At 33.7% G+C, this 25,541-nt stretch carries 19 protein-coding genes and 1 pseudogene; 15 read left to right on the top strand and 5 right to left on the bottom strand.

Going from position 1 to position 25,541, the window contains the following annotated elements; genetic code table 11:
* Window positions 1–240: 240 nt before the first annotated feature.
* Window positions 241–1,689, bottom strand: a complete 1,449-nt coding sequence (locus tag CBF31_RS08850; RefSeq protein WP_126832158.1) for a helix-turn-helix domain-containing protein — start codon at window positions 1,687–1,689, stop codon at window positions 241–243.
* 379 nt (window positions 1,690–2,068) lie between these two features.
* On the opposite strand from CBF31_RS08850, the gene CBF31_RS08855 reads away from it, so the two are divergent.
* The 3 genes and pseudogenes from CBF31_RS08855 to CBF31_RS11295 form a co-directional block, all read left to right on the top strand.
* Entirely contained in the window at window positions 2,069–4,204 is a 2,136-nt protein-coding gene (locus CBF31_RS08855) for a SpaA isopeptide-forming pilin-related protein (RefSeq protein WP_126832160.1), read from the top strand.
* 731 nt (window positions 4,205–4,935) lie between these two features.
* Window positions 4,936–5,349 carry a hypothetical protein gene (locus tag CBF31_RS08860; protein ID WP_126832162.1) on the top strand — a complete coding sequence of 138 codons (414 nt, stop codon included), beginning with the start codon at window positions 4,936–4,938 and terminating at the stop codon, window positions 5,347–5,349.
* A gap of 21 nt (window positions 5,350–5,370) precedes the next feature.
* Window positions 5,371–5,616, top strand: a pseudogene (locus CBF31_RS11295) (HNH endonuclease); the annotation flags it as partial.
* 55 nt (window positions 5,617–5,671) lie between these two features.
* Here CBF31_RS11295 and CBF31_RS08870 read toward each other — a convergent pair.
* Window positions 5,672–6,082, bottom strand: coding sequence for an ROK family protein (locus CBF31_RS08870; RefSeq protein ID WP_126832166.1), 411 nt, complete (start codon window positions 6,080–6,082; stop codon window positions 5,672–5,674).
* Window positions 6,083–6,620: 538 nt separating this feature from the next.
* Between CBF31_RS08870 and CBF31_RS08875 the strand changes: the two genes are divergently transcribed.
* Window positions 6,621–9,854, top strand: coding sequence for a YfhO family protein (locus CBF31_RS08875; RefSeq protein ID WP_126832168.1), 3,234 nt, complete (start codon window positions 6,621–6,623; stop codon window positions 9,852–9,854).
* Between the two features lie 3 nt (window positions 9,855–9,857).
* Complete coding sequence (locus CBF31_RS08880) at window positions 9,858–11,390, top strand: hypothetical protein (protein WP_126832170.1); 1,533 nt, start codon at window positions 9,858–9,860, stop codon at window positions 11,388–11,390.
* A gap of 369 nt (window positions 11,391–11,759) precedes the next feature.
* Here CBF31_RS08880 and CBF31_RS08885 read toward each other — a convergent pair whose 3' ends face one another.
* From CBF31_RS08885 to CBF31_RS08895, 3 genes are all read right to left on the bottom strand, one after another.
* Window positions 11,760–12,671 carry a transposase gene (locus tag CBF31_RS08885; protein ID WP_126832172.1) on the bottom strand — a complete coding sequence of 304 codons (912 nt, stop codon included), beginning with the start codon at window positions 12,669–12,671 and terminating at the stop codon, window positions 11,760–11,762.
* A gap of 165 nt (window positions 12,672–12,836) precedes the next feature.
* On the bottom strand, window positions 12,837–13,268 hold the full coding sequence (locus CBF31_RS08890) for a GtrA family protein (protein ID WP_126832174.1): 432 nt from the start codon (window positions 13,266–13,268) through the stop codon (window positions 12,837–12,839).
* Window positions 13,256–14,224: a glycosyltransferase family 2 protein gene (locus tag CBF31_RS08895; RefSeq protein WP_126832176.1), complete on the bottom strand. Its 969-nt coding sequence runs from the start codon at window positions 14,222–14,224 to the stop codon at window positions 13,256–13,258. The genes CBF31_RS08890 and CBF31_RS08895 overlap by 13 nt, the downstream gene beginning before the upstream one ends.
* A 548-nt stretch (window positions 14,225–14,772) precedes the next feature.
* Here CBF31_RS08895 and CBF31_RS08900 point away from each other — a divergent pair.
* The 10 genes from CBF31_RS08900 to CBF31_RS11035 all read left to right on the top strand — a co-directional run bounded on the left by CBF31_RS08900 (window position 14,773) and on the right by CBF31_RS11035 (window position 25,514).
* Window positions 14,773–15,867, top strand: coding sequence for a Glu/Leu/Phe/Val dehydrogenase dimerization domain-containing protein (locus tag CBF31_RS08900; protein ID WP_126832178.1), 1,095 nt, complete (start codon window positions 14,773–14,775; stop codon window positions 15,865–15,867).
* Window positions 15,868–15,975: 108 nt separating this feature from the next.
* Entirely contained in the window at window positions 15,976–16,812 is an 837-nt protein-coding gene (locus CBF31_RS08905) for a phosphate acyltransferase (protein WP_170167919.1), read from the top strand.
* A 22-nt stretch (window positions 16,813–16,834) separates the two neighbouring features.
* On the top strand, window positions 16,835–17,896 hold the full coding sequence (gene buk / locus CBF31_RS08910) for a butyrate kinase (RefSeq protein ID WP_126832182.1): 1,062 nt from the start codon (window positions 16,835–16,837) through the stop codon (window positions 17,894–17,896).
* Between the two features lie 14 nt (window positions 17,897–17,910).
* Entirely contained in the window at window positions 17,911–19,338 is a 1,428-nt protein-coding gene (lpdA, locus tag CBF31_RS08915; protein WP_126832184.1) for a dihydrolipoyl dehydrogenase, read from the top strand.
* A gap of 32 nt (window positions 19,339–19,370) precedes the next feature.
* Window positions 19,371–20,366: a thiamine pyrophosphate-dependent dehydrogenase E1 component subunit alpha gene (locus CBF31_RS08920; protein ID WP_126832186.1), complete on the top strand. Its 996-nt coding sequence runs from the start codon at window positions 19,371–19,373 to the stop codon at window positions 20,364–20,366.
* A gap of 3 nt (window positions 20,367–20,369) precedes the next feature.
* On the top strand, window positions 20,370–21,353 hold the full coding sequence (locus CBF31_RS08925) for an alpha-ketoacid dehydrogenase subunit beta (protein ID WP_126832188.1): 984 nt from the start codon (window positions 20,370–20,372) through the stop codon (window positions 21,351–21,353).
* Window positions 21,354–21,393: 40 nt separating this feature from the next.
* Window positions 21,394–22,704, top strand: a complete 1,311-nt coding sequence (locus CBF31_RS08930) for a dihydrolipoamide acetyltransferase family protein (RefSeq protein ID WP_126832190.1) — start codon at window positions 21,394–21,396, stop codon at window positions 22,702–22,704.
* Window positions 22,705–22,811: 107 nt separating this feature from the next.
* Complete coding sequence (gene brnQ, locus CBF31_RS08935) at window positions 22,812–24,158, top strand: branched-chain amino acid transport system II carrier protein (RefSeq protein WP_126832192.1); 1,347 nt, start codon at window positions 22,812–22,814, stop codon at window positions 24,156–24,158.
* A 113-nt stretch (window positions 24,159–24,271) separates the two neighbouring features.
* Window positions 24,272–25,276 carry a linear amide C-N hydrolase gene (locus CBF31_RS08940; RefSeq protein WP_126832194.1) on the top strand — a complete coding sequence of 335 codons (1,005 nt, stop codon included), beginning with the start codon at window positions 24,272–24,274 and terminating at the stop codon, window positions 25,274–25,276.
* Between the two features lie 70 nt (window positions 25,277–25,346).
* Entirely contained in the window at window positions 25,347–25,514 is a 168-nt protein-coding gene (locus CBF31_RS11035; RefSeq protein ID WP_170167920.1) for a hypothetical protein, read from the top strand.
* Window positions 25,515–25,541: the final 27 nt, after the last annotated feature.

A 25,541-nucleotide genomic window follows, 5' to 3' on the forward strand; every position in this document is an offset into this window, starting at 1 on the left:
AACTTTAGAGATGATTAAGATCCTGATTTTATCAGCTGAAATGTAGCTTATATGTGATATTTATTTGGAATAATGGGAATCAGAGTATTATCAAGAATATTTAAGTAAGTAAAAAATTATGATAATGGTGAACTGCACCGAAGTTATAGATATTCTCTATCTTCAGTGTTAAAGCCTGTTAAAAGTGTCATATTAAATAATATGTTAATAAATTGGAGATAAATACTTTAAATGATTTCTTTAAAATATTTTATCAATATATATATTAGACACAAGTGTTGTTAACTTTTTAATAGTTTGTTTTGATGTAATATCATTTAAATAAAATATATTTTTAGAAAAATTAGTATTTAAGTATTCATTCACTATTATTAAATCAGCTTCGGAAGGAAGTGAAACAAAATCAATCATGTTTTTATTAAAAATATTAGTTAACCTTCTTTTTATTAAAAATTTTTGGTGATCGTTAGAATGAAAGTGAAGATAAATACTAACTTTTGCTTTAATATCTGTTTTTAAAAGGGTATAACAAATCTCTCGGATAGAAGAAATATAAAATATGTATTCTGATTGAGTGATTGAGAAGTCTGAAAAAATTTGTTTTGTTTTATCACAAGTTAAAAATGTATCGATATCTCTTTGATATTTATTAGGGGAGTTTAATTCTTCTGAAATCTCAGTACAAACGTAATTAAATAGTAGATTAAAATCATATTTCAATAAAGTTGATAAAGTTATACGGATGGATAAAAAGTAAGTATAAATTTCAATGTTATCTGAAAGGTAAGTACTGTCCATCACGTATGGTTCAAAATAATTAGATAATTCTGATAATAGTTCATAAGAAAACATAGATTTGGATGTATTAGTATAACTAATAGAATTTAAAAAATTATTAGCATTAAATTTTTCTTCATCAAAAGGAGACGTAAGTAAATATAAAAGATTTAAAAATTTGTTAGCATTAATATTTTTATCTTCAAATGAATATGAAAAATAAGAGTTTAATAATTGATCTAATTGATTAATTTCTTCTTTGGAAAATAAAGGTATTTTTTTTGTTATCAAGGAGGAGTATTTTATATTATTTAATAAGAAAAAGTTCATATTTTTCTTAAAGTTGAGCTCTTTTTTATAAGGCTTGTATTTTTGATATCTCTCAATTAAGGAACGTGATGGGAATTTATATTGGAATTGATAGATATAAAAAACTGTATTTTGATAGCTACCACCCAATCTAATATTTCTGTTATGTTTTTCTAATTTAACTTTAAATTTAGAAAGATGATTATTTATTTTTTTCAATAGGGCAGCTAAATAGGTAGTTGAGATATTTAAATGCTCACATAAGCGGAATTCATGAGTGATTTCATCACAGATAATAGCCTGAACTAGTTGGAATTTAATGGAATGCTCTAAATAATAGTTATGAATTTTATCGCAAATAAAAAGAGGGTCTGTTTGTTTTTGTGTAGTGATAACATATTCTTTATGAATTTTTTCAATAGTTGTTTGGTCATCAAGTTCATTGATTAGACTAGATAAATTCGCAAGACTTCTGCGCATATTAGAATAAGGGGTATTAAAGCGGTTGCAAAGTGATTCCATCGTATTATTTTTACAAAGTACTAAAGAGGATGCGATACATAGGTTTAATAATTCATTATTTTTTAAATAAAATGAAAGCATAAGCAAATCTCCTTTGATGATTCTAGATGTTTTAATTGTGCTTAATTTTATAATAAATACAGGGTATTTATAAATCGATTTTTGTCAAAAAAAGGCTAAAAAAAAGTATGCGAAAATGTTATTTTTTCACAAAACTAGATTACTTTTTTTATAGACGTTTTTTATTTGATTTTACAATACTTTTGGTTAAAACGCACTTTTTTGACATTTTTCTTACAAAACTGTTTGTAACGTTTTATGTATTTGCTTCTAAAATTTGAGATATTTACGTTTTTCATAAACGTATATTAAAAAAGTCTAGATGTATTAAATTAGTAAATAATACTAAATTATATCCAGATGAATTTTAATATAAGTTAGTTGAAGGGCGGATAGGTAAATGCTAAATATTAATAAGAACAGTATTACGAAAGTGCTAATTGCTACAGTTTTATTAGGGACGGGTTCTACAGGGATTGCACAAAGAAGTTATAGTGAAACAAAGCATACGATTGCTGATGAGAGTAAGATTTCTAGCAATTTGTTTGATTATAATGTTTTTTTAAGTGGTTATCATTCAGCAGATTCAGCAGATATTGAAGGACCGTTAGCAGTTGTTAAGGATTCTAGTTTTGGAAAAGAGCTTGAAACATACAGCTATGCAGCGATGTTTTCAGAAAATGCTAATACTGTGGGAACACCTTTGGATTTCGACATTCAAAAAACTGCAATATTAATAGGAGGAAATATTAATAATTACTCTGATACGATTCAACCAGTAGTTGAATCAAGAAATTATAAATCAGAGAAGATAGGCTGGTTAGATTCAGATCATGCAAATGATAAGGGATATTTTAAAAAAGTAAGCATAAATGAAGTTCAAAAAAAATTACTGACTGAGGAATTTGAATCTTCAACTTTAACTAAAATGACAGCTGAAATGAAAAGTTTAACTAGTGATTTAGACAGTAAATCAGTAATGGGTAAGAAATCAGGGAAAACTTTAGGAGAATGGTCAGACGGTAAATTATTAGAATATGATTATTATCAGAGTGCTAGTGATTCTGATATTTTAGTTCTAAATATACCACCGAAAGAAATTGATGGTGAATTAGTCGCAGTTGTTCAGAGTTTCGGTTTTGACTACGAGTCAGTTATTGATAACGAAAGCATAAAAAATATTATTGTGACATCCCAGGATGAAGCAGGAAATAAAGCAGATAAAGTTATTTTCAAAGGTAATTATTTAGCGAATCATTCAGGGACGAATGCAGTATTGGAATTGACTGATGTTAAAGCATCTGAAAATGCTAAAAAGGTTATTTATAATTTTAGTAAAGCCAATCAAGTAAGTAATTTTTTTGATCGTTCTAGTCAAAATGCAGAAATAAAACCACCAAAAGATATTATTCAAATGGATAAAGGGGTATTGGATTCTGGAGATGAGCGTTATGGAAAATCTTATTTAAAACAATATGCGACAGCAAGTGGGACTAATGGATCAGCTGAATATGGTGGTGGGACAGCAGTTATTGGTAGTATAGTTGCTCCATTAGCTACAGTAGTTTTTTCATCAGGGAATATTAATGGGTATTTGTTTGCAACAGATTTACATCAAAGAAATCATATGGAAGTTCATAATTTTTGGAATCAATGGCCAAAAGAACCCACTGAGCCAAAATTTGGAACAATTGAAGTAATTAAGCACGACAGTGGGGATAAAGAAAAACTATTATCAGGAGCAGAGTTTGATGTTATTAATGAAGCAGGTGAAACAGTAGATCATATTGTTATTGGAAAAGATGGACATGGAAAAACAACAAAAGATCTAGATTTTGGAAAGTATACATTAGTAGAAACAAAGGCCCCCGAAGGGTACGAATTAGACGGAACGCCACATGAAGTGGATGTGACAGAAGGTAAAGAAACTAATGTGGTTACAGTAGAAATAGGAAATAGTCAATTACCAGGAGAGCCAATTATTCCAAGTTTACCAGGAAAAGGAACAATTGAAGTAATTAAGCACGACAGTGGGGATAAAGAAAAACTATTATCAGGAGCAGAGTTTGATGTTATTAATGAAGCAGGTGAAACAGTAGATCATATTGTTATTGGAAAAGATGGACATGGAAAAACAACAAAAGATCTAGATTTTGGAAAGTATACATTAGTAGAAACAAAGGCCCCCGAAGGGTACGAATTAGACGGAACGCCACATGAAGTGGATGTGACAGAAGGTAAAGAAACTAATGTGGTTACAGTAGAAATAGGAAATAGTCAATTACCAGGAGAGCCAACAGAGCCAACAGAGCCAATAAAACCAACAGAACCAATAAAACCAACAGAGCCAACAGAACCAATAAAACCAACAGAGCCAACAGAACCAATAAAACCAACAGAGCCAAAGAAGTCAAAGAGTACCCTAAAATTACAATTACCTCAAACTGGTGAAGTCCGTAATAATTTATTGGTTGGGATAGGCTTAGTTGCAGTAAGTGGTATTTGTATATTAGGATATTATAGAAATAAAAAATAAACTAATAAAGTTGGAATTAAGTATAAAAAAGTACTTTTTTATTTGAACTGTCCCTTAGGTAGAGACTAATATAAAAACACCCCCTTTGAATTCATATAAAATGAAGAAAAATGGGGTGTTTTTTGCTATGAAAAAAGTTGCTTATCGACTTGCAGTAAAAGAAGCGGTTATTTAAATAAAATTAGAATGGAAAATGACTCGTAAAATTAAGGATATTCTAAGCGTTAAGTTTTAGACTTAGGCTAAAATTGGATAGAAATGATATTGAAATGGAGAATCTTAGCTCACAAGAAGATTAGAACAAGAAAATAAGTATTTAAGACAGGAAATTGCTGTTAAAAAAAATACAAAGACTTGGAAAAGATGTGAAAAAAGAAACATTTGTTTAGTTAATCGCTTTATTTAAAACAAATTGTCTATCACATAGCGTTTGATTACTTTGATATAGCTCGGATCATCTATTATTGATGGACTAAAATTTGTAATCAAAAAGATGACTGAATGGAACAAAACAAAGACTTGTATAAAGAGACTCTTATTAAGAAGAGGGTTAATATGTCATTTGATAAGATATCAGCAAAAGATGCCGCATTTAAACAATTGAGAGAAAATATTTTGAAGAGTATAATAATTTTAAAAATTATGCACAACTATTAACAGACAAGGCAGGAAATGCAGAAAAAAATAGTGGTAAAGCAGTTTCTTATGCAAACTATTTAATTAGGTTAGTAATGATTTATGAAAAAAGTACTAAAAATAAAATAGAAAAATTAGTATGTATTGAAACGATGAGTGAATTAAAAAAATTTTTAAAATGTAATGAAGAAAGGTACATAGAATATAATATCTCCGAAGGAAGATTTCCTAATGGAGCTTTAGAATGTTATTATTCGTATGTATTTTATTTAATGAATGAATTAGAAGAAATGAAAGACGATAAACTCAACCATGAATTATCACAGAAAAGTAATTTAAGCGACATTAGCTCAAAGGGTTTAATAGATGGGCCAAGTCCAAAAAAAGAAAAAGAAAATAGTAGTATAGGCAAGGTATATCCTCGTAATAGCAGTGAGGCTATCCAAGCTAAGATAAAGAGTGACTGGTTATGCAAAGCAGACAGAAAACATTTAACTTTTAAAAGTTAAAATGGTAAAAATTATGTAGAAGCGCATCATCTAATCCCAATGTCAGCTCAAGATGATTTTGAAAATACTATCGATTTTGCAGATAATATCATCAGTTTGTGTCCAAATTGTCACAGAAAAATTCACTATGCGGATAAAGAAACACGTAGAGATCTTATTAAGAAATTATTTCTTAATAGAGAAGAAATATACAGTAAATATGAAATTACGATAACATTGAATAAACTATTTGAGTACTATAATATAGACAAAAGTAAAAAAGACTAGCCTAAAAGGGGGTAGTCTTTTTTTACGATTCCTTGAGAAATCTACTTAGTACACATCAAGAACTTTCCAACAAAGATTTTGAGACGCCTAATCCACATGCTGCAATAGCACCATTAACATCATGATAGTCTTTAACTACAACATTTAATGGGATTTCAGTACTAAGCAAGGCACTATTTTTATTTAATAGATCATTTACCAAGGTAATAAGCTGTGGCTCTTTAAATAACTCACCATGAAGTATGATTCTAGTAGTATCTAGCATAAGAGAAAGGTTATTTATAGTTATAGCTAGGTATTTAATAGCGTTATGAAGAATAGTAATAATGCCTTCATCTCCTAATTGATACGCTTTTAATATTTTTTCAATCGTTAATTCTTCTTTCGTTTCGCAGAGTTGTTTTAAGAAAGTTATGTTGAATTCTTCAAGTAGAAAGGCCAGTGATGTAGAAAGTAGGTTTAACAATAGGCTTCAAATAGTGCAAAATCATTTGTTTAAATCTATTATATTTGACAGTAGTAAAGCATTTTCTAATTTGAAATCTATCTGCAATAACGACCGTATTGCTATTTGTTTTGCTGATTTAGGCACGCCATCACAGTAAAGTTTGAGTGGAAACTCCAACGGACTACTGCGTAAAGATGTTTATCTATGAAAAAGATTTCAAAAAGAAATAACATCCAAAAAAATTTGAATTACCGAATACCGTTGGAAGCATTTTGAGTTTACGTAAACAAAGCTGATTTGTCTAGCTGAATTTGATAAATATTAATATAATAAAACCGATTTTTCTAAAAAGATAGTGGAACTATGATTAATCAACTAGTATAATGAGGAGTTAGTAGTAGACTCTTTATCGTGTGAATGTATCTTTTATCAATAGAATATATAGGTTTAGTTTTAATAAACTAGGTAATTATTATTTATATGGGATCGAATAAGGGATGTGTTTAAGATATTATTAGAAATAAAGGGTTAATAAAAGATATCAGGAGAATCAAATATGACGAGACAAGAAGGATATAGTAATAGAATGGATCGAAATAAATCTACAATTAATTTAGGAATAGTAGTTAGTGGAGTAGTGTTGTCAACCGTTATTTTTTTCACCCTACTTCTCTTTTCAGCAATGACTTATCAAAGAGTGAACGGCGTAAGTTGGGTTATTGGATTAATCGGAGCATACTTTATTTTTCAGAAAAAGATATCTCGGGATACAGCGATTAAACCAAGTAAATCAGCATTTAGGTGTTGGTTAGGCTTGTTAGTTTTACTTTGGGGAGTAGATTGGTGTGTGATGTTTGGAAGTGTTGCTCTAATTGGTGCAAATCCTATTGTTTCTAAAATGCTTTCTTTTTTGATAATGAGTATGATAGGGTATTGTTTATCGAAAATTTTTGAAAATAGTTCATTTCAAAAGAAAAAAGGGTTAGTCCCTCTTTATTATAGTATTTTATTTATTATGGTGGCAATTATTTCATTTTTTGCATTTTTCTTCGGAGACTATGCGTTAGTATATAACGGAGATGGGTACAGTCAGCATTATACATTGTTTAAAAATTTTAGAGAAGAATTATTAGCTCTAATTAGAACAGGTGCATTTCCACCTATGTGGGATTGGTCATACGGAATTGGTTCTAGTTGGTTTTCTAAGTATGTTTACTACAATTTAGGCGATGTTTTTAGTTACCTGTCAATATTATCTCCGACAAAATATTTAGCACAGTGGTTTAGTTTTCTAGTGCTATTTCGTGCCTACTTGGCCGGTTTAGCTTATTATAGCTACGCCAAAAGAAAGTTAACGAGTCGTACAGCACTGATTGTTACTTCACTAACATATGCATTCTCACCCCTTGTGATAATGAATATCACTCGTCATCCTTTTTTTATCAATGTCATGATTATTTTTCCTTTATTATTATTGGGAATAGACAAAGTAATGAAAGAGAAAAAGATAGCCTGGTTTATTATGGTGACTATATGGGCTATTGTTAATAATTTTTATTTTGCCTGGTTGTTAGCAATTGGTGGTTTTGTTTACCTTATATTAAACTATATTTATGTTTATAGATTTAAAGAATCTGTAGTCTCATTCTTCAAGCCATTCCTAATAGGTTTAGTATTGATTGTTGGTTTGATTTCCATTTATATCATTCCTGTTTTAATTAATGTTAAAATGATGAGTCGTGGTGAAGATATCTTTGCAAACGACATGATAACGTATAATTTACGTTATTATTTACGTTTACCTTTAGATTTGATTAATATGAATGGTGGCAGACCTTATCGTTTATTTGGTGGCTATAGTGTCGTATTTGTTCTGGCATTGGTTTACTTAATTCGAAGAAGAAAGAACTATAGCATTTTGTTGATGAGCCTAGTATTAGGTGGGGGGATTTTGATAAGTCCACCACTTGCTAGTGTAATGAGTGGTTTTGGTTCTCCTATTCATCGTTGGATGTTATTACTTAATTTACCAGTAGCCTTGGCTATAGGTTACTTAATTGAGAATATAAGAAAAATTGACGCAAGAGATATTTTAAGTTCTGTTTATATATATGGGCTAGCAATTGGTTTATCTGTAATTGGAGAAAATTTTAAGACAGCTAATTTTAATTTAACCATCCCCTTAGTATTTATAGCTATGAGTCTTATTCTGGTGTTTTGCAGCTATTCTAAGATTATTTCAGAGCAGAAAATTCGCTATTTATTAGCATTAGTAGTAATTCTTAATGTGTTTGTTAATGTCTGGTCATATCATTCAATAAAAAGTTTAGCTAGAATTGATAAATCAACTAATACGGTTGAATATTTAGAGTCGGGTATTAAGGAGTCATTCGCAGGGGCGGATCGTATGGTTAAGACTAGTCCGAGTGAGAGGCTACAACTTTCAAGTGAAAATCGCATTTCACCGGCCAAGTTATTTAAAGGGAATACTTCTAGCTTGTTGGGGGTACATCAGTTAAATTCATATAATAGTATTCAGAATAAATATATAAATGAGATGCTTGTTAATGATTTTGGAAATAAAAATTTCCCAACAGCTCCGTTTGTCGTTATTAAAGATAACCCCACATTATTACGTTTTATGGGTGTTAAGTACTATGTTTCCAAAAATAAAAGCTATATTCCAAGTGGTTACAAAAAAATGAATGAACTAGAAAATAATGTGATTTTATCTGAAACACAAATAGTTGTACCATTTGCTTACACTTCAGATAAAGTGATATCTGAAGAAAGAACTGGTGAGTTATCACAACCTGAAAGGTTAGCAGTGTTATTGGATAGCGTAGTGACATCTGATGCTTCCAAAATTAAAACTTACAGAGATCAAGCGAGTATTGAACGTGTCTCATATAAAATTAGAGATAATAAGACTAAAGAAATAGTAGAGACTACCAAAGATAACACCTATCATTTCCTAGCAGGACATAGTTATAGTGTGATTTTGGAACCAGGTTCTGTTGATAATAAAGAGGAATTATATGTTTCATTCAAATCTGCGACTCCAAATTTTGTTGAGGTGGAAGAACGCTTGAGTCGTAAAACTCATGATATTGAAATGAAGGCACTAGCTAAAGGGGAATTGGCTCCGAAGTTAACACCGTATGAACGTTTGAAATTTTATACAACTAATGCCTATATTTATGATGATAAAAAAATTAGATTCACAATTACAGGAAAAAAGCTGACTCAATTGATAGAAAGTGACGGAATAATATCTGGAAATGGCTATCGTAAAATTGTGGATCAAAGTTATTATTTGGGTAAAGGTAATAATAATAGTAAAGTTATCCAGCTTAAAAATAGTAGCGCAAATGATTTGATTATATCAAAATTGGAGTTTTTAAAAGATAATCAATCTCTTGGTCAAAAAGAAGAAAAAATAAAAGTTCTAGATAATAATAAATTGAGACACCTTAAGTTTTTAAAAAATCAAGTGAGCGGTACGATAAAAAATGAATCGGCTACACTATTAGCAACTAAAATTCCGTATCACCCTGGTTGGACAGCTACTGTGAATGGAAAAACAAAAGAGCTAAAACGTGTTAACTATGGCTTTGTAGGTTTGGATTTAAGTCCAGGTGAAAACAAAGTGGTATTTAGTTATAAGGAACCAGGGTTACTGTTGGGTACTGTGATTACCGTAGGAACGCTAGTATTGTTATTTATAATATTTATTTACAGTAAAATAAAAAAATTGATGATTGGTTATAAGAAAAATGAAAGAGGGTAAAATATGAAAAAGTTTATATTAGCTGTGTTGTCGGTAGTATTACTTCTACAATGTGCTTTAATAGTTATGCCAAAAGATAAACGAGATGTGATATTATCTAAATTAACCTTTAATTCAAGTCGTTCAAATGAGCTAGAACTTAAAGACTTGGAAGATGGGCGTTATATAATTTCTTCAAATAGACCTAAGGAAATATCTATTGAGGAAAAAAATGGTAAGTCATTCATTAGGCCATTTACCGTTTCAAAAGAAGGTTTTTTAACCTATTTAAATAGTAGTTTAGTTATTAAAGGAGAAGGAGTAAGTAACCTAAAGCTTAAACGTATAGAGAAAGTATCTGGATTTGAAAATGGAAAAAGTATCTTGCCAGGTGTTTATTTTACAAACCGTAATGAAATAACAACAAATGCATATAGAGTAAAAAATACAACTAGTCAACCTATTGAGATTTTTCAAGGTACTACAGAGGAAAATACGAAAGATACTATCTATCCGGGTGATACTGGATTAGTGAATATTAATAAAAAACGAATACAAATCTCTAGTGAGGATGCTGTGAAATTCAGTGAGGCCTATCCGAAAAATAGTAAAGAGCGGCTATTTTTACCAACGGCGTATGGGAATATTGATTTGATCCACCCTTCTGTTATCTTATTAGATGAGCCGTTCAATGGGTATAAATTTTGGATGGCAGCAACCCCATATTTGAAATCAGATATGTCTAGTGAAAATCCTCATATTTATGCGAGTAATGATGGGGTGACGTGGGATGTTCCAACAGGACTAGTAAATCCTATAGATCCAAAACCGGGGCAACCAAAAGATCGTTCAATTTATAATTCAGATACGCACCTTATTTATAATTATGAAAAAAATCGCTTAGAATGCTTTTATAGAGAGTATAATAATAAAGAAAAAATCAAAGCGACTATTAAATTACGAACATCAACAGATGGTGTTCATTGGTCGGAAGAATCAGACATTATAAAATTACCTGTAGGGTTATCTCAAGCCGTTGTATTAGAAGATGGCGTATATAAAATGTGGTATATTGATGGTAATTTTGATGTATGTTATATTGAATCAGTGGATGGTATGAAAACATGGAGTGAAGAACGAATTATTCCAATAGAGTACAAAGAAAAAAATGTTTATAGTTGGCATTTAGATGTTCAAAAAAATAAAGATGGTTCATATGGTATGTTAATATCTTCATTTAAATTTGAAAATAATAAGAAAGTTGATTTATACAATACAGGTGGAGCGAGACAGGAAATGGGTTTGTATTACGGTTCATCTAAAGACAACCAAAATTATTCTGAGTTTATAAAAGTTTTAGGACCTACAACAGGAACTAATAATTGGGACAATAGAGGATTGTATCGTAGTTGTTACGTAAGTAAAAATGATCAAGTAATAGTTTATTACTCTGGTATTAGAACTGATGGAGGGCGAGGCTTAGGTATTACTGTAGGGAAAGATATGACGCATTTAAAAGGAGTTAGTTTTTCTGATATAGTCGACTTGAGTTACTAATAGGTTCTTTATGTCAAATGCTGTGGATAGCTAAAATGTTATCTTCATAGTTAATAATTAGGCAGTTTTACCTAAAACGGTAAAGCTGCTTTTTTGTATGACATTAAAATTAATTATAATACGATATTTAAAGTTTAAAAAATTACGATAACCATAAGCTATCGGCTTGATGACCTTTATTTAATTAATACTACCTTCAAGAGGACCATTGGTATGAGCCGGATAGTCAAAGGTATGTTGAGTGCGTGATAAGTGACTTGAAAGCATTTTTAAAGAGGTCATCATATAAGACGAAACCAAAGGTTCCGACTCAAGTACACAGTCTTTAAATCCCTTAAAATCATTTTGTTTTGAATAGTATAGTAAGTGTTAATAACAGGTGTAGGTCTCTTTGAGAATAGGGTTTAAACTCAAAACATAATCAATGATTTCTGTTTCAGTTAATGGTTTATGAAAGAGAGGTTCGTAACGGTAAGTATTAAAATCGAGCCTATTGGAATCTTTTAAAAGTAATCGCCAATATTGCTTGAGTTTTTTATAATTCTTTTGATCCTTAGATTTTGAGGTTTTAAATTTGGTCACCACTTTAATTCGTGTTTGATTAAGAGAGCGTGAAATTAATTGAATTAAATGAAAGCGATCGATGATGATTTTAGCATTATAAAAAAGATCGCATGCCAGCATGAAATAAGCAGCATTCATATCAACAACAGTCGTTTTTACTGACGAATGAGCAGTTAAGAATAACGTAAACAATACTGACGTAATGTATTCAAACGTCTGTCTCGCAATATGGTGAGCATTAGAATCAGGCTTGAAGGATCGACCTAAGGCCGTTAAAACACGACTAATCGTTGTGGGTGAGACAAAATATCTCAAAGCTAAGTTTTTAAGAAGATGTGTATCTTTTAATTCAATAGTAATTGATTGTTTTACTTTATTAGCAATAAAACAATGTTTTTCTATCTCTGGAGAAGTTGCCAAAAAACTAGAAGAACAACATTTACAAAGAAACCATTGTTTCTTTAATTCTATAAAAGTGGGCATATGGGACTGACTAAGCGACTTAAGCTGAGAGGTTAAGTACCCATTCTTAACGATAGAATAATTAGAATTAGGTGCCTGACATTTTGGACAAGTATTAGTTTTATAGCTAAGTATGGCATGGTATAAAAGCGAAGAATGGCCTTTATAACTAAGCGTTTCGCAAAAACATTTTGAAAAAGTGATATTTTTATCTGTTAAATTAAGGCTAGTTCGGATACAATGATTATGAGACATATGGTTTTCTCCTGACTTGAATGGGTTTTAGCGATTTCATTCTAACTGGAAAACTCATATGTTTCTATTTTTTTGCACAAAAATAGGTGTGAATGATTTTCTCGTCCACACCAAAAATTATGCAGCCAAATAAAAAACTGCCGGTCCAAGAGGACTGGCAGTTTTTTATTTTTTAAAGATAAATAATTTACTGAAAATATAGTTAGCTACTAAAACAACAACATTAGCTAATACTTTAGCAAGTAAAGGGTTCATACTTAATAAACTGATACAGACGAACATAACAGCTAAGTCCATAAATAATGACAGCACTCTAAATCCAAAGAAAGAGCTGATTTCCTGTATGAGTTCAGAAAAGTTATTATGTTTGCTTTCGAATACATAGAGTTTATTAGAAATGTAAGCAAATAAAACAGCAAATACCCAAGCAATAATATTAGCAATCGTATAATTTAACCCGAGTGTAGAGTTGAATAAATAGAACGTTACAATATTTATGAGAGTCGTGATCCCACCCATAACGAGATACATCAAAATAGAATAATACTGTTCAGTCATAAAGTCGAAACTCATCAACCAGTTTTTTATTTTTTGCATGAGTCAGTATCCTTCTGGTCATCTTCCGCTGTAATATATTCTTGAATAAGATATGGAGGACGTTGTTTAACTTCCATAAATATTTTTCCAATATACTCCCCCATAACGCCTAAGAAAATTAGTTGTGTCCCACTTAGGAAGAGGATCAGAATAACAAGACTAGGGTATCCAGGTGTAGCATTGCCATACATAAGCGTTGTAATAAAAGTATATATCATATAGATAAAGGCAAAAAGAGCAATAACAATACCTGAGACTAGAGAGAAACGTAGAGGGGCTGTAGAATCAGAAATAATTCCATCAATCGCTAGTTTTACTAGTGATTTAAATTGCCATTTAGTCTCCCCAGCAAAGCGTTCATTTGCTTCAAAAGTGACTTCTTTTTTCTTAAATCCAATCCACATATAAATCCCTTTAGTGTAGCGTTGCGATTCTCGTAGTTTCTTTATACTATCGATACATTTTCTATCCAGTAATCTAAAATCACCTACAGCAGGTAAAACAGGAACAGTTGAAAACATGCCTAGAATTTTATAGTAGAGTTTTGAAAATCCTTTTTTTAGAAATGATTCGCCATGACGAGATACACGCTTACCATAAACATCTTGGTAACCATTTTCCCATTCTTTAATCATTTTTGGTACAGTACTTGGCGGATGCTGTAAATCTGCATCCATCATAATAATAGCGTCTCCTTTAGCGTAATCAAAACCGGCCAACATAGCAGGTTCTTTTCCAAAATTTCGGGATAAATCAACACATTTCACACGATTATCTTGTTGAGATAGTTCTCTAACGATTTCAAGTGATTGATCGATACTACCGTCGTTGACAAATAGAAATTCAAAATTATATGTTCCTTTATATGGTTCAGCAAGTTCTACTAATTTCTCGTGTAAAACTATTAAATTATCTTCTTCATTATACATTGGAATGCAAATGGTAATCATTTTCATAGTACGCACCTCATTTACTAAGTGTAATTTTATATACCTAAATTATCATATCTTATTTTTATGTTAAAGTCCATTTAATTGGAGATGACCTAATATTCATTTAGTAATTAAATAATTATTTAAATTTATAAGTAAGTTATTACTATAAGTTTTTCATGTTAGCAAAGAGAAATCATACAATAAAATGGGCGGATTTATTCTAAAAAAAGTCTAAGTGATTTTCTGATCAATAAAGATCATTTTTTGAGAGAGCTGTGTTCCATAACAAACTTTAATCTGTTCTATAAAAAAAATAGATAACTATTTATAGAGGGTGGAGAAATAAAAAGGTGTGTTATATAAAAAAGAGATAGTGAAAAAGTGTGGGAAATAAAAAAATGCTCAGTATAACACGATTAAAAAACAATTATGTATTCTTATTATTTTCTCATTGAAAGTTCATCTAAAATACATTAAAAAAACAAAAATTGTGTTAGTTTAGAGATAAGGAACACGTGAAAGCGTTTTCTTTTGTGAAAATAATAAAGTTTAAAGAGGAGGCAGTTTTTATGTTATTTGAAGAAATGGTTAACAGAGATTATGAGCAAGTGGTATTTTGTCACGATAAGAGTTCAGGTTTGAAAGCAATTATAGCGATTCACGACACAACTTTAGGACCAGCACTTGGTGGATGCCGTATGTGGCCATATGAAACTGAAGAAGAAGCCTTAACAGATGCTTTAAGATTAGCCCGTGGAATGACATATAAAAACGCAGCAGCAGGTTTAAACATCGGGGGAGCTAAAACAGTTATTATTGGCGATCCTAAAAAAGACAAAAGTGAAGCGTTATTCCGTGCATTAGGTCGTTATATCGAAGGCTTAAATGGTCGTTATATTACAGCTGAAGATGTTAACACTACAGTAGAGGACATGAACTACATGCTCGAAGAAACAAATTATGTAACAGGTAGTAGTAGTGCAGCAGGTGGTTCTGGAAACCCTAGTCCAAAAACAGCATTAGGTGTTTACTATGCGATGAAAGCAACTGCTAAAGAAGTTTACGGTTCTGATTCATTAGAAGGCAAAACAGTTTCAGTACAAGGAGTAGGAAATGTATCTTACAGTTTATGCGAAATGTTACATGAAGAAGGAGCTAAATTAATCGTAACAGATATCAACCAAGAATCGATTGACCGTGCTGTAAATAATCTAGGTGCGACAGCTGTAGGGATCGATGAAATTTACGGCGTTGAAGCGGATATCTTCTGTCCATGTGCTCTAGGTGGAATTTTAAATGATGATACTATTCCACAATTAAAAGTTAAAGCAGTTTGTGGTAGTTCTAATAACCAATTACTTGATATTGAAAAACATGGTAAAGCAATTGAAGAAGCAGGTATTGTTTACGCACCAGATTATATTGTTAACTCAGGTGGTGTTATCAACGTAGCAGAAGAATTAAGTGGCTATGACGAAGCGAAAGCAGATCGTAAGATCAAAGAAGTTTATAACCAAATGACGAAAGTATTCGAAATTGCTAAAAATGAAAAAATTACAACAGCGATGGCAGCAGATCATTTAGCTGAAAGTCGTATCGAAGAAATGATGCGTGTTCGTAGTACATTTTTACAAACTGAAAAATCATCAATTACTAAGCGTTAATTAATAAATTTGAAAAGAATTATCTTCAGTTTGTGTTTAAAGCATACCTTGGAGGTAATTCTTTTCTTCTAATTAAAAACAATGACTTTAGAAAAGGTGTTGATAAAAATGAAGACAGATAAAAAAGCGATAGTGGCAGTAGCCGGAGCGAGTCAGAGTTTCGTTGATAAAGTTGTGAGACAAGCTGTTGATGACGGTTTATGTGACTTTATTTTATTTAGTAAGGAGTCATTGGAAGTTGAAATGGACGAAGTAACAGCAATGGTTTGTTTAGATGATCAAGATATGGTGACGGAGGCAGTAAAAGCCGTAGTTGATAAGCGTGCGACGGTCTTGATGAAAGGGTCGGTTCAAACATCAACCATTTTAAGAGAAGTCTTGAAGAAAGAAAATGGTTTGAGAAAAGAAGGCGTATTGTCTCAAGCTTCAGTAATCGAGATTAAAGAAACGGGACGTCGTTTTATTTTGACGGACCCTGCGTTAAACATTCAACCAGATGTTGCTCAAAAAGTAGCTATCACAAAAAATGCGATAGAAGTAGCGCATAAAATGGGACTTGTATCTCCTAAGGTTGCTTTATTAAGCTCAGTGGAAGTGTTTAATCCAAAAATGCCTTCATCAGCAGATGCTCATGAGGTGCATATTTATTTTGAAAATAATTCAGTAGAAGCAGTTGTTGAGGGGCCGATATCATTTGATATTGCGACATGTAAAGATGCGGCATCTGTTAAAGGCTACGAAGGTAAAATAAAAGGCGATGCGGATGTGTTAGTCGTACCGTCTATCGATGGTGGAAACTTCTTGTACAAGGTGTTCAGTCACTTTGTTCCTGCCACAGTTAGTGGTGTGATTGTAGGGGCTGCAGTTCCAATTGCTCTTTCATCAAGAAGTGATAGTACTGAAACTAAAATGGCTTCACTAAAATTAGCCATTCAAACAAGTTAAAGAAAAGAAAGCGAGGCGGCATATGAATTTTGAAACATTAGTCATTAATCCTGGGTCTACTTCTACAAAGGTAGCAGTTTATCGTGGGGATGAGAAGTTATTCCAAGAAGAGTTAAGTCATCCGATGGCGGAGATTGAAACGTATAAAAGTATCAGTGATCAATTCGACTTTAGAACGAAAGCTATTTTAAAAGTGATTCAGGATAATGACTATGACTTAACAAATTTATCAGCAGTTGTCGGTCGTGGCGGGTTACTTAGACCTATTGAGAGTGGCACATATGATGTGACTGAGAAGTTAAAAGAAGACTTACGTATTGGTGTTTCAGGTCAACATGCTTGTAATTTAGGTGGGTTGATTGCGGATGAGATAGCTCAGCAATATGATATCCCAGCTTATATCGTCGATCCAGTAGTAGTAGATGAATTAAAAGCGGTTGCTAGAGTGTCTGGAACAGAGGTTGTAGAGCGTACGAGCGTGTTCCATGCACTTAATCATAAAGCAGTCGGACGTATTGCTGCGAAGGAACAAGGAACAACTTACGATAAGAGAAACTATGTGATTGCTCATCTTGGTGGTGGCGTGTCAGTTGCAGCTCATGAGCAAGGAAAAGTCATAGATGTGAATAATGCTTTAGGCGGTGAAGGTCCATTCAGTGCAGAGCGTGCGGGAGGCTTACCTTTATACGATTTCATGCAAGCGACTAAAGACTGGCCAGAAGATAAGATTTACAAAACACTTATTGGTAAGGGTGGACTTGTATCTTACTTGGGCACAAATGATTTGCGTGAAGTTGAAAAAGCAATTGCTAGTGGTGACGATAAGGCGCAACTTATTTTCGAAGCGATGGCTTATCAAGTTGGCAAGGAGATTGGCGCAAATGCAGCGTCACTTAAAGGGAAAATTGATGGAGTGGTATTAACAGGTGGTCTATCAAGAAGTGAGAAATTTGTAAAAGAAATTTCTGCTTATATCGATTGGATTGCACCGATTATTGTAGTACCAGGTGAAGATGAAATGGGCGCTTTAAACCAAGGAGCTCAACGTGTCTTAGCTAAAATAGAAGATGTGAAACACTACTAAGAGGAGGAATTGTTTTGGCTCAAGAATATGATTTAGTGATTTTAGGCGGTGGAACAGGCGGCTATGTTGCAGCGATACAGGCAGCTAAAAAGGGAAAAAAAGTTGCAGTTGTAGAAAAATCTAAAGTGGGTGGAACATGCCTACATAGAGGTTGTATTCCGAGTAAAGCACTCCTACGCTCAGCAGAAGTGTTTCAAACGGTTAAAAAAGCAGCTGAATTTGGTGTCGAACTTTCGGGTGATGCAGCGATTAATTTCTTGAAAGCTCAAGAAAGAAAACAATCGATTGTGGATCAATTAGAGAAAGGCATCCATCAGTTATTTAAAATGGGTAAAATTGATTTATATGAAGGAACAGGGACTATCTTAGGCCCGTCAATCTTCTCACCTATGGCAGGAACAATTTCAATTTCTCATGAAGATGGATCTGAAAATGACATGATTATTCCTAAAAATCTAATCATCTCAACAGGTTCAAGACCTCGTCCATTACCTAATCTACCATTCGATGAAGAGGTTGTCTTATCATCAGACGGCGCACTTAAAATGGAAGAATTGCCTAAATCAATGGTTATTGTTGGTGGTGGCGTTATCGGTATGGAGTGGGCTTCATTATTAACTGATTTTGGGGTTAAAGTAACAGTCCTAGAGTTTGCTGACCGTGTGGTTGCTATGGAAGACAAAGAGATTTCAAAAGAGTTAACAACACTCTTTAAGAAAAAAGGGGTAGAGATTGTTACAGGAGCGGAAGTTTTGCCTGATACGTTCAAGAAAACTAAAAAAGGGATGACTATCCAGGCAACTGTAAAAGGCGAAGCTCAAACTTTTGAAGCGGAAAAATTATTGGTATCTGTTGGTCGCCAGGCCAATGTTGAAAATATTGGGCTTGAAAATACAAATATTGTTCTTGAAAAAGGCTTTATTAAAGTTAATGACCAATTCCAAACAAAAGAAAGTCATATTTATGCGATTGGCGATTGTATCCCAACGTTGCAATTAGCACATGTGGCTATGCACGAAGGAACATTAGCTGTTAAGAGTATTTGTGGCGAAAAAGTGGAGCCAATTAATTATGAATTAGTTCCAAGATGTATCTATACTTCACCAGAGATTGCGTGTGTCGGGGTATCTGAGGATAGGGCTAAAGAAAATGGCCATAAAGTTAAGAAAGGCAAATTTGTCTTTAAAGGAATTGGGAAGGCTTTAGTTTTCGGAGAGTCAGATGGTTTTGTGAAGGTGATTGCTGATAAAGAAACCGATGATGTTTTAGGAGTGGCAATGATTGGACCTCACGTAACAGACATGATTAGTGAAGCAGCTCTTGCTCAAGTATTAGATGCAACACCGTGGGAAATTGGTGAAACCATTCATCCGCATCCAACATTATCAGAAGCATTAACAGAAGCGGCATTAGCAGTAGATGGGAATCGAATTCACGGTTAGTAAGTAAAAAACTATTATCAGGAGGGAATACAATGGCTTTAAAAGAGACAGGTTTATCTAAAGAAGAACTACAAAGTATTTACCGAACAGCGTTATTAACAAGAAGAGTGGATGAACGCATCTGGTTGTTAAACCGTGCAGGTAAAATACCTTTCCATATTTCAGGTCAGGGTCAAGAAATCGCTCAAGTAGGAGCAGCGTTTGCTTTTGATTTAGACAAAGATTACTGCTTACCGTATTATCGTGATTTAGCAATGGTACTAAGCTTCGGGATGACAGCTAAAGATATTATGTTATCTGTTTTCGCTAAGGCGGAGGACCCAAACTCAGGTGGTCGTCAAATGCCATCGCATTACGGTCAACGTAAAAATAGAATTGTGACACAAAGTTCTCCTGTTACGACACAATTTCCACATGCAGCTGGGATTGGATTAGCAGCGAAAATGGCTGGAGATGATAGCGTGTCATACACATCATGTGGTGAAGGCTCATCAAACCAGGGCGATTTCCATGAAGGGATTAACTTCGCTAGTGTTCACAAATTACCAGTTGTATTTGTTATTCATAACAACCACTATGCCATCAGTGTGCCAGCTGATAAGCAATTCGCGGCTAAAAAATTATCAGATCGTGCGATTGGCTATGGTATTCCAGGTGTTCAGGTAGATGGACATAACTTTGCTGAGGTGTACTTAGCTTTCAAAGAAGCGACAGACCGTGCAAGAAGAGGGGAAGGTCCAACTTTAATCGAAACCCTTTCTTACCGCTTTACACCCCATTCATCAGATGATGATGATCGTGTGTACCGTTCACGTGAAGAAGTGGCAGATGCTAAAGAAAAAGACCCAATTGAAATCTTCAAGAAAGAATTAATTGCAGAAGGCTTTATGAAAGAAGAAGACGTTGACGTGATGGAAAAAGAAATCGCGAAAGAAATCAACGAAGCAACGGATTATGCTGAGAATGCACCGTATGCGACACCGGAATCATCATTTAAATATGTTTATGAAGAAAGTGGGGAGGAATAAGTCATGGCAGTGATTTCATATATTGAGGCAATTAAGCTGGCTCTTCGCGAAGAGATGGAAAGAGATGAAAAAGTATTTATTTTAGGTGAAGACGTAGGTCAAAAAGGTGGCGTATTTAAAGCGACTGAGGGCTTACATGCAGACTTTGGTGAAGATCGTGTGTTAGATGCACCACTTGCTGAATCTGCGATTGTCGGAGTTGGGGTTGGGGCAGCGATGTATGGCTACCGTCCAATTTCAGAAATTCAGTTTGCTGATTTCATTATGCCGGCTGTTAACCAAATTATTTCAGAAGCTTCTCGTATTCGTTACCGTTCTAATAACGATTGGAGCTGTCCAATGGTAATCAGAGCACCTTTCGGAGGCGGAATTCACGGTGGGTTATACCATTCACAATCAGTTGAAAAAGTATTCTTTGGCCAACCAGGACTTAAAATTGTTATCCCGTCAAATCCATACGATGCAAAAGGACTATTAAAATCAGCAATTCGTGATAATGACCCTGTTTTATTCTTCGAACATAAGAAAGCCTACCGTTTACTTAAAGGAGAAGTTCCTGAAACAGATTACACTGTGCCGATTGGAAAAGCTAACGTGGTACGTGAGGGATCTGATATTACAGTGATTACTTATGGTTTAGCTGTAGAATTCGCTAAAGAAGCAGCGGAACGATTAGCAGCAGATGGTTTCGATGTTCATATCTTAGATTTAAGAACAATCTATCCATTAGATAAAGAAGGTATTATCGAAGCGGCTAAGAAAACAGGTAAAGTGTTATTAGTTACAGAAGATAATCTAGAAGGTAGCATCATTGGTGAAGTGAGTGCCATTATTTCAGAACATTGTTTATTCGATTTAGATGCACCAATTGCAAGGCTTGCAGGACCAGATATTCCAGCTATGCCATTCGCTATTACAATGGAGAAAAACTTTACCATTGACCCAGATAAAGTAGAAGTAGCGATGCGCGAATTAGCTGAATTTTAGATAGGTGTAACTAAACTATATAATTAAGGAGTGAAGTAGAGTGGCACTTGAACAAATTACAATGCCTAAATTAGGTGAGAGTGTAACAGATGGAAGTATTAGTTCTTGGTTGGTAAAACCAGGTCAACAGGTTGAAAAATATGAAGCACTAGCAGAAGTGTTAACAGATAAAGTAGTAGCTGAAATCCCGTCATCATTCACAGGAACAATTAAGGAAATCTTAGTGTCAGAAGATGAAACGGTAGATGTGGGTACAGTAATTTGTACCATTGAAACAGATGGTGCAGGTTCAGAACCTGTGGCAGAAGCGCCAGTTCAAGAGGAAAAAGCACCTGCTGTAGAAGCACCAAAACAAGAAAAAGCAGCAGCGAAACCTGCAGCTAAGCAGTCTGGCTCTGGTATGCGCTTCTCACCAGCTGTATTAAGACTAGCTGGCGAGCATGATATTGATTTAGCTCAAGTAACAGGTAGTGGTTCAGGTGGTCGTATTACACGTAAAGATATTTTAGCTGTAATCGAAAATGGTGGTACGCCACAAGCTGCACCAGCAGTAGCAGCTCCAGTTGAGCAACCTGTAGCACAAGTACAAGCACCAGCTGCGGCAGCGGCGCCTGTAGCAAGTAGTCCAGCTCCAGCAGTCGTTGCAAGTGGTAATGTTGTTGAGATACCAGTAAGTGGTGTCAGAAAAGCAATCGCTAAGCATATGGTTGAAAGTAAACAAACAATTCCGCATGCTTGGATGATGGCAGAGGTAGATGCGACAAACCTTGTAAACTATAGAGACAGTATTAAGGCTCAATTCAAAAAAAACGAAGGTTACAATGTAACGTACTTTGCTTTCTTTGTAAAAGCAGTAGCTCAAGCCTTGAAAGAATTCCCACTATTAAACAGTAGCTGGGCAGGCGATAAGATTATTCAAAATAAAGACATTAATATTTCAATTGCGATTGCAGCAAATGACTTATTATATGTTCCTGTTATTAAAAATGCTGATGAAAAATCAATCAAAGGCATTGCTAGAGAAATTAATGATTTAGCAGCAAAAGCTAAAATTGGTAAGTTAGCACCATCTGATATGGAAGGTGGCACTTTTACAGTTAATAGTACAGGATCATTTGGTTCGGTTCAGTCTATGGGAATTATTAATCATCCGCAAGCCGCTATTTTACAAGTTGAATCTATTATTAAGCGTCCAGCAGTAGTTGATAATATGATTGGGATTAGAGATATGGTAAACTTATGCCTATCTATCGACCATCGCGTATTAGATGGCATGATGGCAGGCGCATTCTTGAAGACGGTGCAAGAATCAATAGAGAAAATCTCTAAAGATACAACATCAGTTTATTAAAGATAGTCGATAGAAGAAAGAGAGACCCTCTTTCTTCTATTTATTAGGAAGTTTCATTTATGGTCTGTTTAATTGTGAAAGATAGCAAGTTAAATTGGAGGGATATTATGTCTAAAAAAGTACCGACGTCTTATGTTATAATCTTAGGTTTAATGCTGTTTGCAATGTATTTTGGTGCAGGTAATTTGATTTTTCCAGCAATAATTGGTCAGCAGTCAGGAACTAATATTACGTCAGCGATGGCAGGTTTTTTCTTAACAGGGGTAGGGTTACCGCTATTAAGTTTCCTAACACTCGTTGCAACCGGTAAAGATAATATTCAAGAATTAGCTAGTCGAGTCACACCCTGGTTTGGCGTAGCCTTTGCTGTTGTTTTATATCTAGCAATTGGCCCATTTTTTGCCATTCCTCGTGCAGGAACAGTTGCCTTTGAAATTGGGATTAAACCCTTTAGTAGTAGTTTAGGTGAATCTACAACATTATTAATTTTTTCAGCTATATTTTTCACGATTGCCTGTCTATTAGCTGTTTTTCCGGCAAAGGTAGTCGATATTGTAGGGAAGTATTTAACACCGTTAAAAATCACTTTAATTGGTATTTTAATTGTCGTAGCAGTGGCGTTTCCTATGGGGAAAATCTATGAACCGCAAGATCAATTTGTAGATGCAGCATTTGTTACAGGCTTTAAAGAAGGGTACTTAACCCTGGATGCGATGGCATCATTTGCTTTTGGTATTATTATTATTGATGCAGTAAGATTAAAAGGTGCGACTGATAAGAAACATGTTATGGCAGCGTGTGGTAAAGCGATTGGGATTGCGGCCGTTCTGCTAGTAGTTATGTATTCAGCACTGTCGTATATGAGTGCAACAAGTGTGTCTAAGATTGGTTATCAAGAAAATGGTGGCGAGGTCTTGGCAAAAGTATCAAATTATTACTTTGGTATTTATGGTAATGTGTTACTAGGTCTAATGATTTCTGTAGCATGTATGACAACATGTATTGGCTTGTTATCAGCCTGTGCACAGTATTTTAGCCGTCTTTATCCAAAAATCAGTTATCAATATTATGTAATTGGAATGGCTATCTTTAGTTTCTTGGTATCTAACATGGGGCTTACTGGTCTAATTAAGTTTTCAGAGCCTATCCTAAATGCTATTTATCCTTTAGCAATCAGCATGGTATTCTTATTGCTATCAAATAAATGGTTTAGAGGAAATCGTCGAGTGTATCAAATGGTTATCTTATTTACATTCTGTATTAGTATTTTTGATGGGTTTGATACAGCAGGAATTAATATTTTAAATATTTCTAGCTTCCTAAGTAAGTATCTACCGTTATACGAAATGGGATTAGGATGGATTATCCCAGCTATCGTAGGGGCTGTTGTAGGTAATATTTGGGCAATGATGGAACGAAAAAATAGTCCTGAAAAAGTAATGGAATTTGAATAAACGAAGGGCGTAATCCAAAAGGGTTACGCTTTTTTTATTTAGGCAATAAAATACTGATTAAAAATAAGATAAAGTTGTATAATAAAAATGTATAAATAAAGGGGGATTTAGATATGTGCACCAGTATTAGAATTATAAGTAAAGAAGGAAAGGTTATTTTTGGGCGGACTCAAGAATACATGTTGCCACTACCTTATGTGGGAGTAAATGTTCCTAAAGGCACGTATTTAACAAATACAATGACACCAATAGAGTTTAAGCATCAAGCAGTAGGCGTATGTTATGACGGTGAGCCATTTGGAGTAGAAGGTATTCTATTTGCTGATGGTATGAATAGTGCTGGAATTGGGGCGAGTATGCAGTACTTTAGTGACTATTGTGTTTACGGTAAGGAAGAAGTGATAGTGGCACAAGGAAAAAAAGCATACCGTGGTGAGGAGTTTGTTACATGGGTTCTTGCAACAATAGGTTCGATTGATGAGCTTATTGAGAAATTAGAAACAGAAATAGACTTATGTGATAAATTAAATAATTTAGGGAAATCAGACCCTCTACACTTTAATGTGACAGATAGCTATGGTCGCTCTGTTGTGATTGAACATACCAGTGAAACAGGTGGATTTGATATTCATGAAAATGAAGTGGGAACAATGACCAATCATCCAACGTATGATTGGCATTTAACTAATCTGTCAAATTATGCTGGCATGCAAACGCCTCTTTTGAAAGAGGTTGTTTTAGGGAAGGCTACAGTTCCGTCTGCAGGAAAAGGGTCAGGCATGTTCGGATTACCAGGTGACTTCACGTCTGCTAGTCGTTTTGTAAGAGCGACGTACTTAAATAATTTATCAAATACGGTGACGCATGATAAAGGGATAGATAAATTCTTCCATATTATGAATCAGTTTGATATTCCAGACGGTGTATTTGATTTACAGGATGGAACAGATTATGTGTATCACACTCAATACACAAGTGCCTATGATCTCGCTAATAAAGAAATGTATGTGTCTATGAACGGTAATCGTCAATTACAAAAAATTGAGATGGTGGAAGTAGAGTGTTTGAAAAAATATAAATTTAAAATGACACAGTCTATTGATGTTATAAGTAACTAATTGTCAGGTTTTGTTTCTCGCTTATTTTTGCTATACTTATAGAGATAGAAATAGGGAGGGGACTGTTAGTATGAGAGAAGAATTCCAATGTCAGCACTGCTATACCAAGCTAGTGAAGATTTATGGTGAAGATTTCCCAAAGAAAGAACGTGCAGTTTATAATTGTCCAGCGTGTTCTAAACAGTTATATACAAAACGAACAACTGAAAATATTAAAATTCGTTTAAACGAAAAATAAAAAACATCTTGCCTAGGCAAGATGTTT

It is taken from the genome of Vagococcus fessus (assembly GCF_003987565.1).
In the GTDB taxonomy this organism is placed as follows: domain Bacteria; phylum Bacillota; class Bacilli; order Lactobacillales; family Vagococcaceae; genus Vagococcus_D; species Vagococcus_D fessus.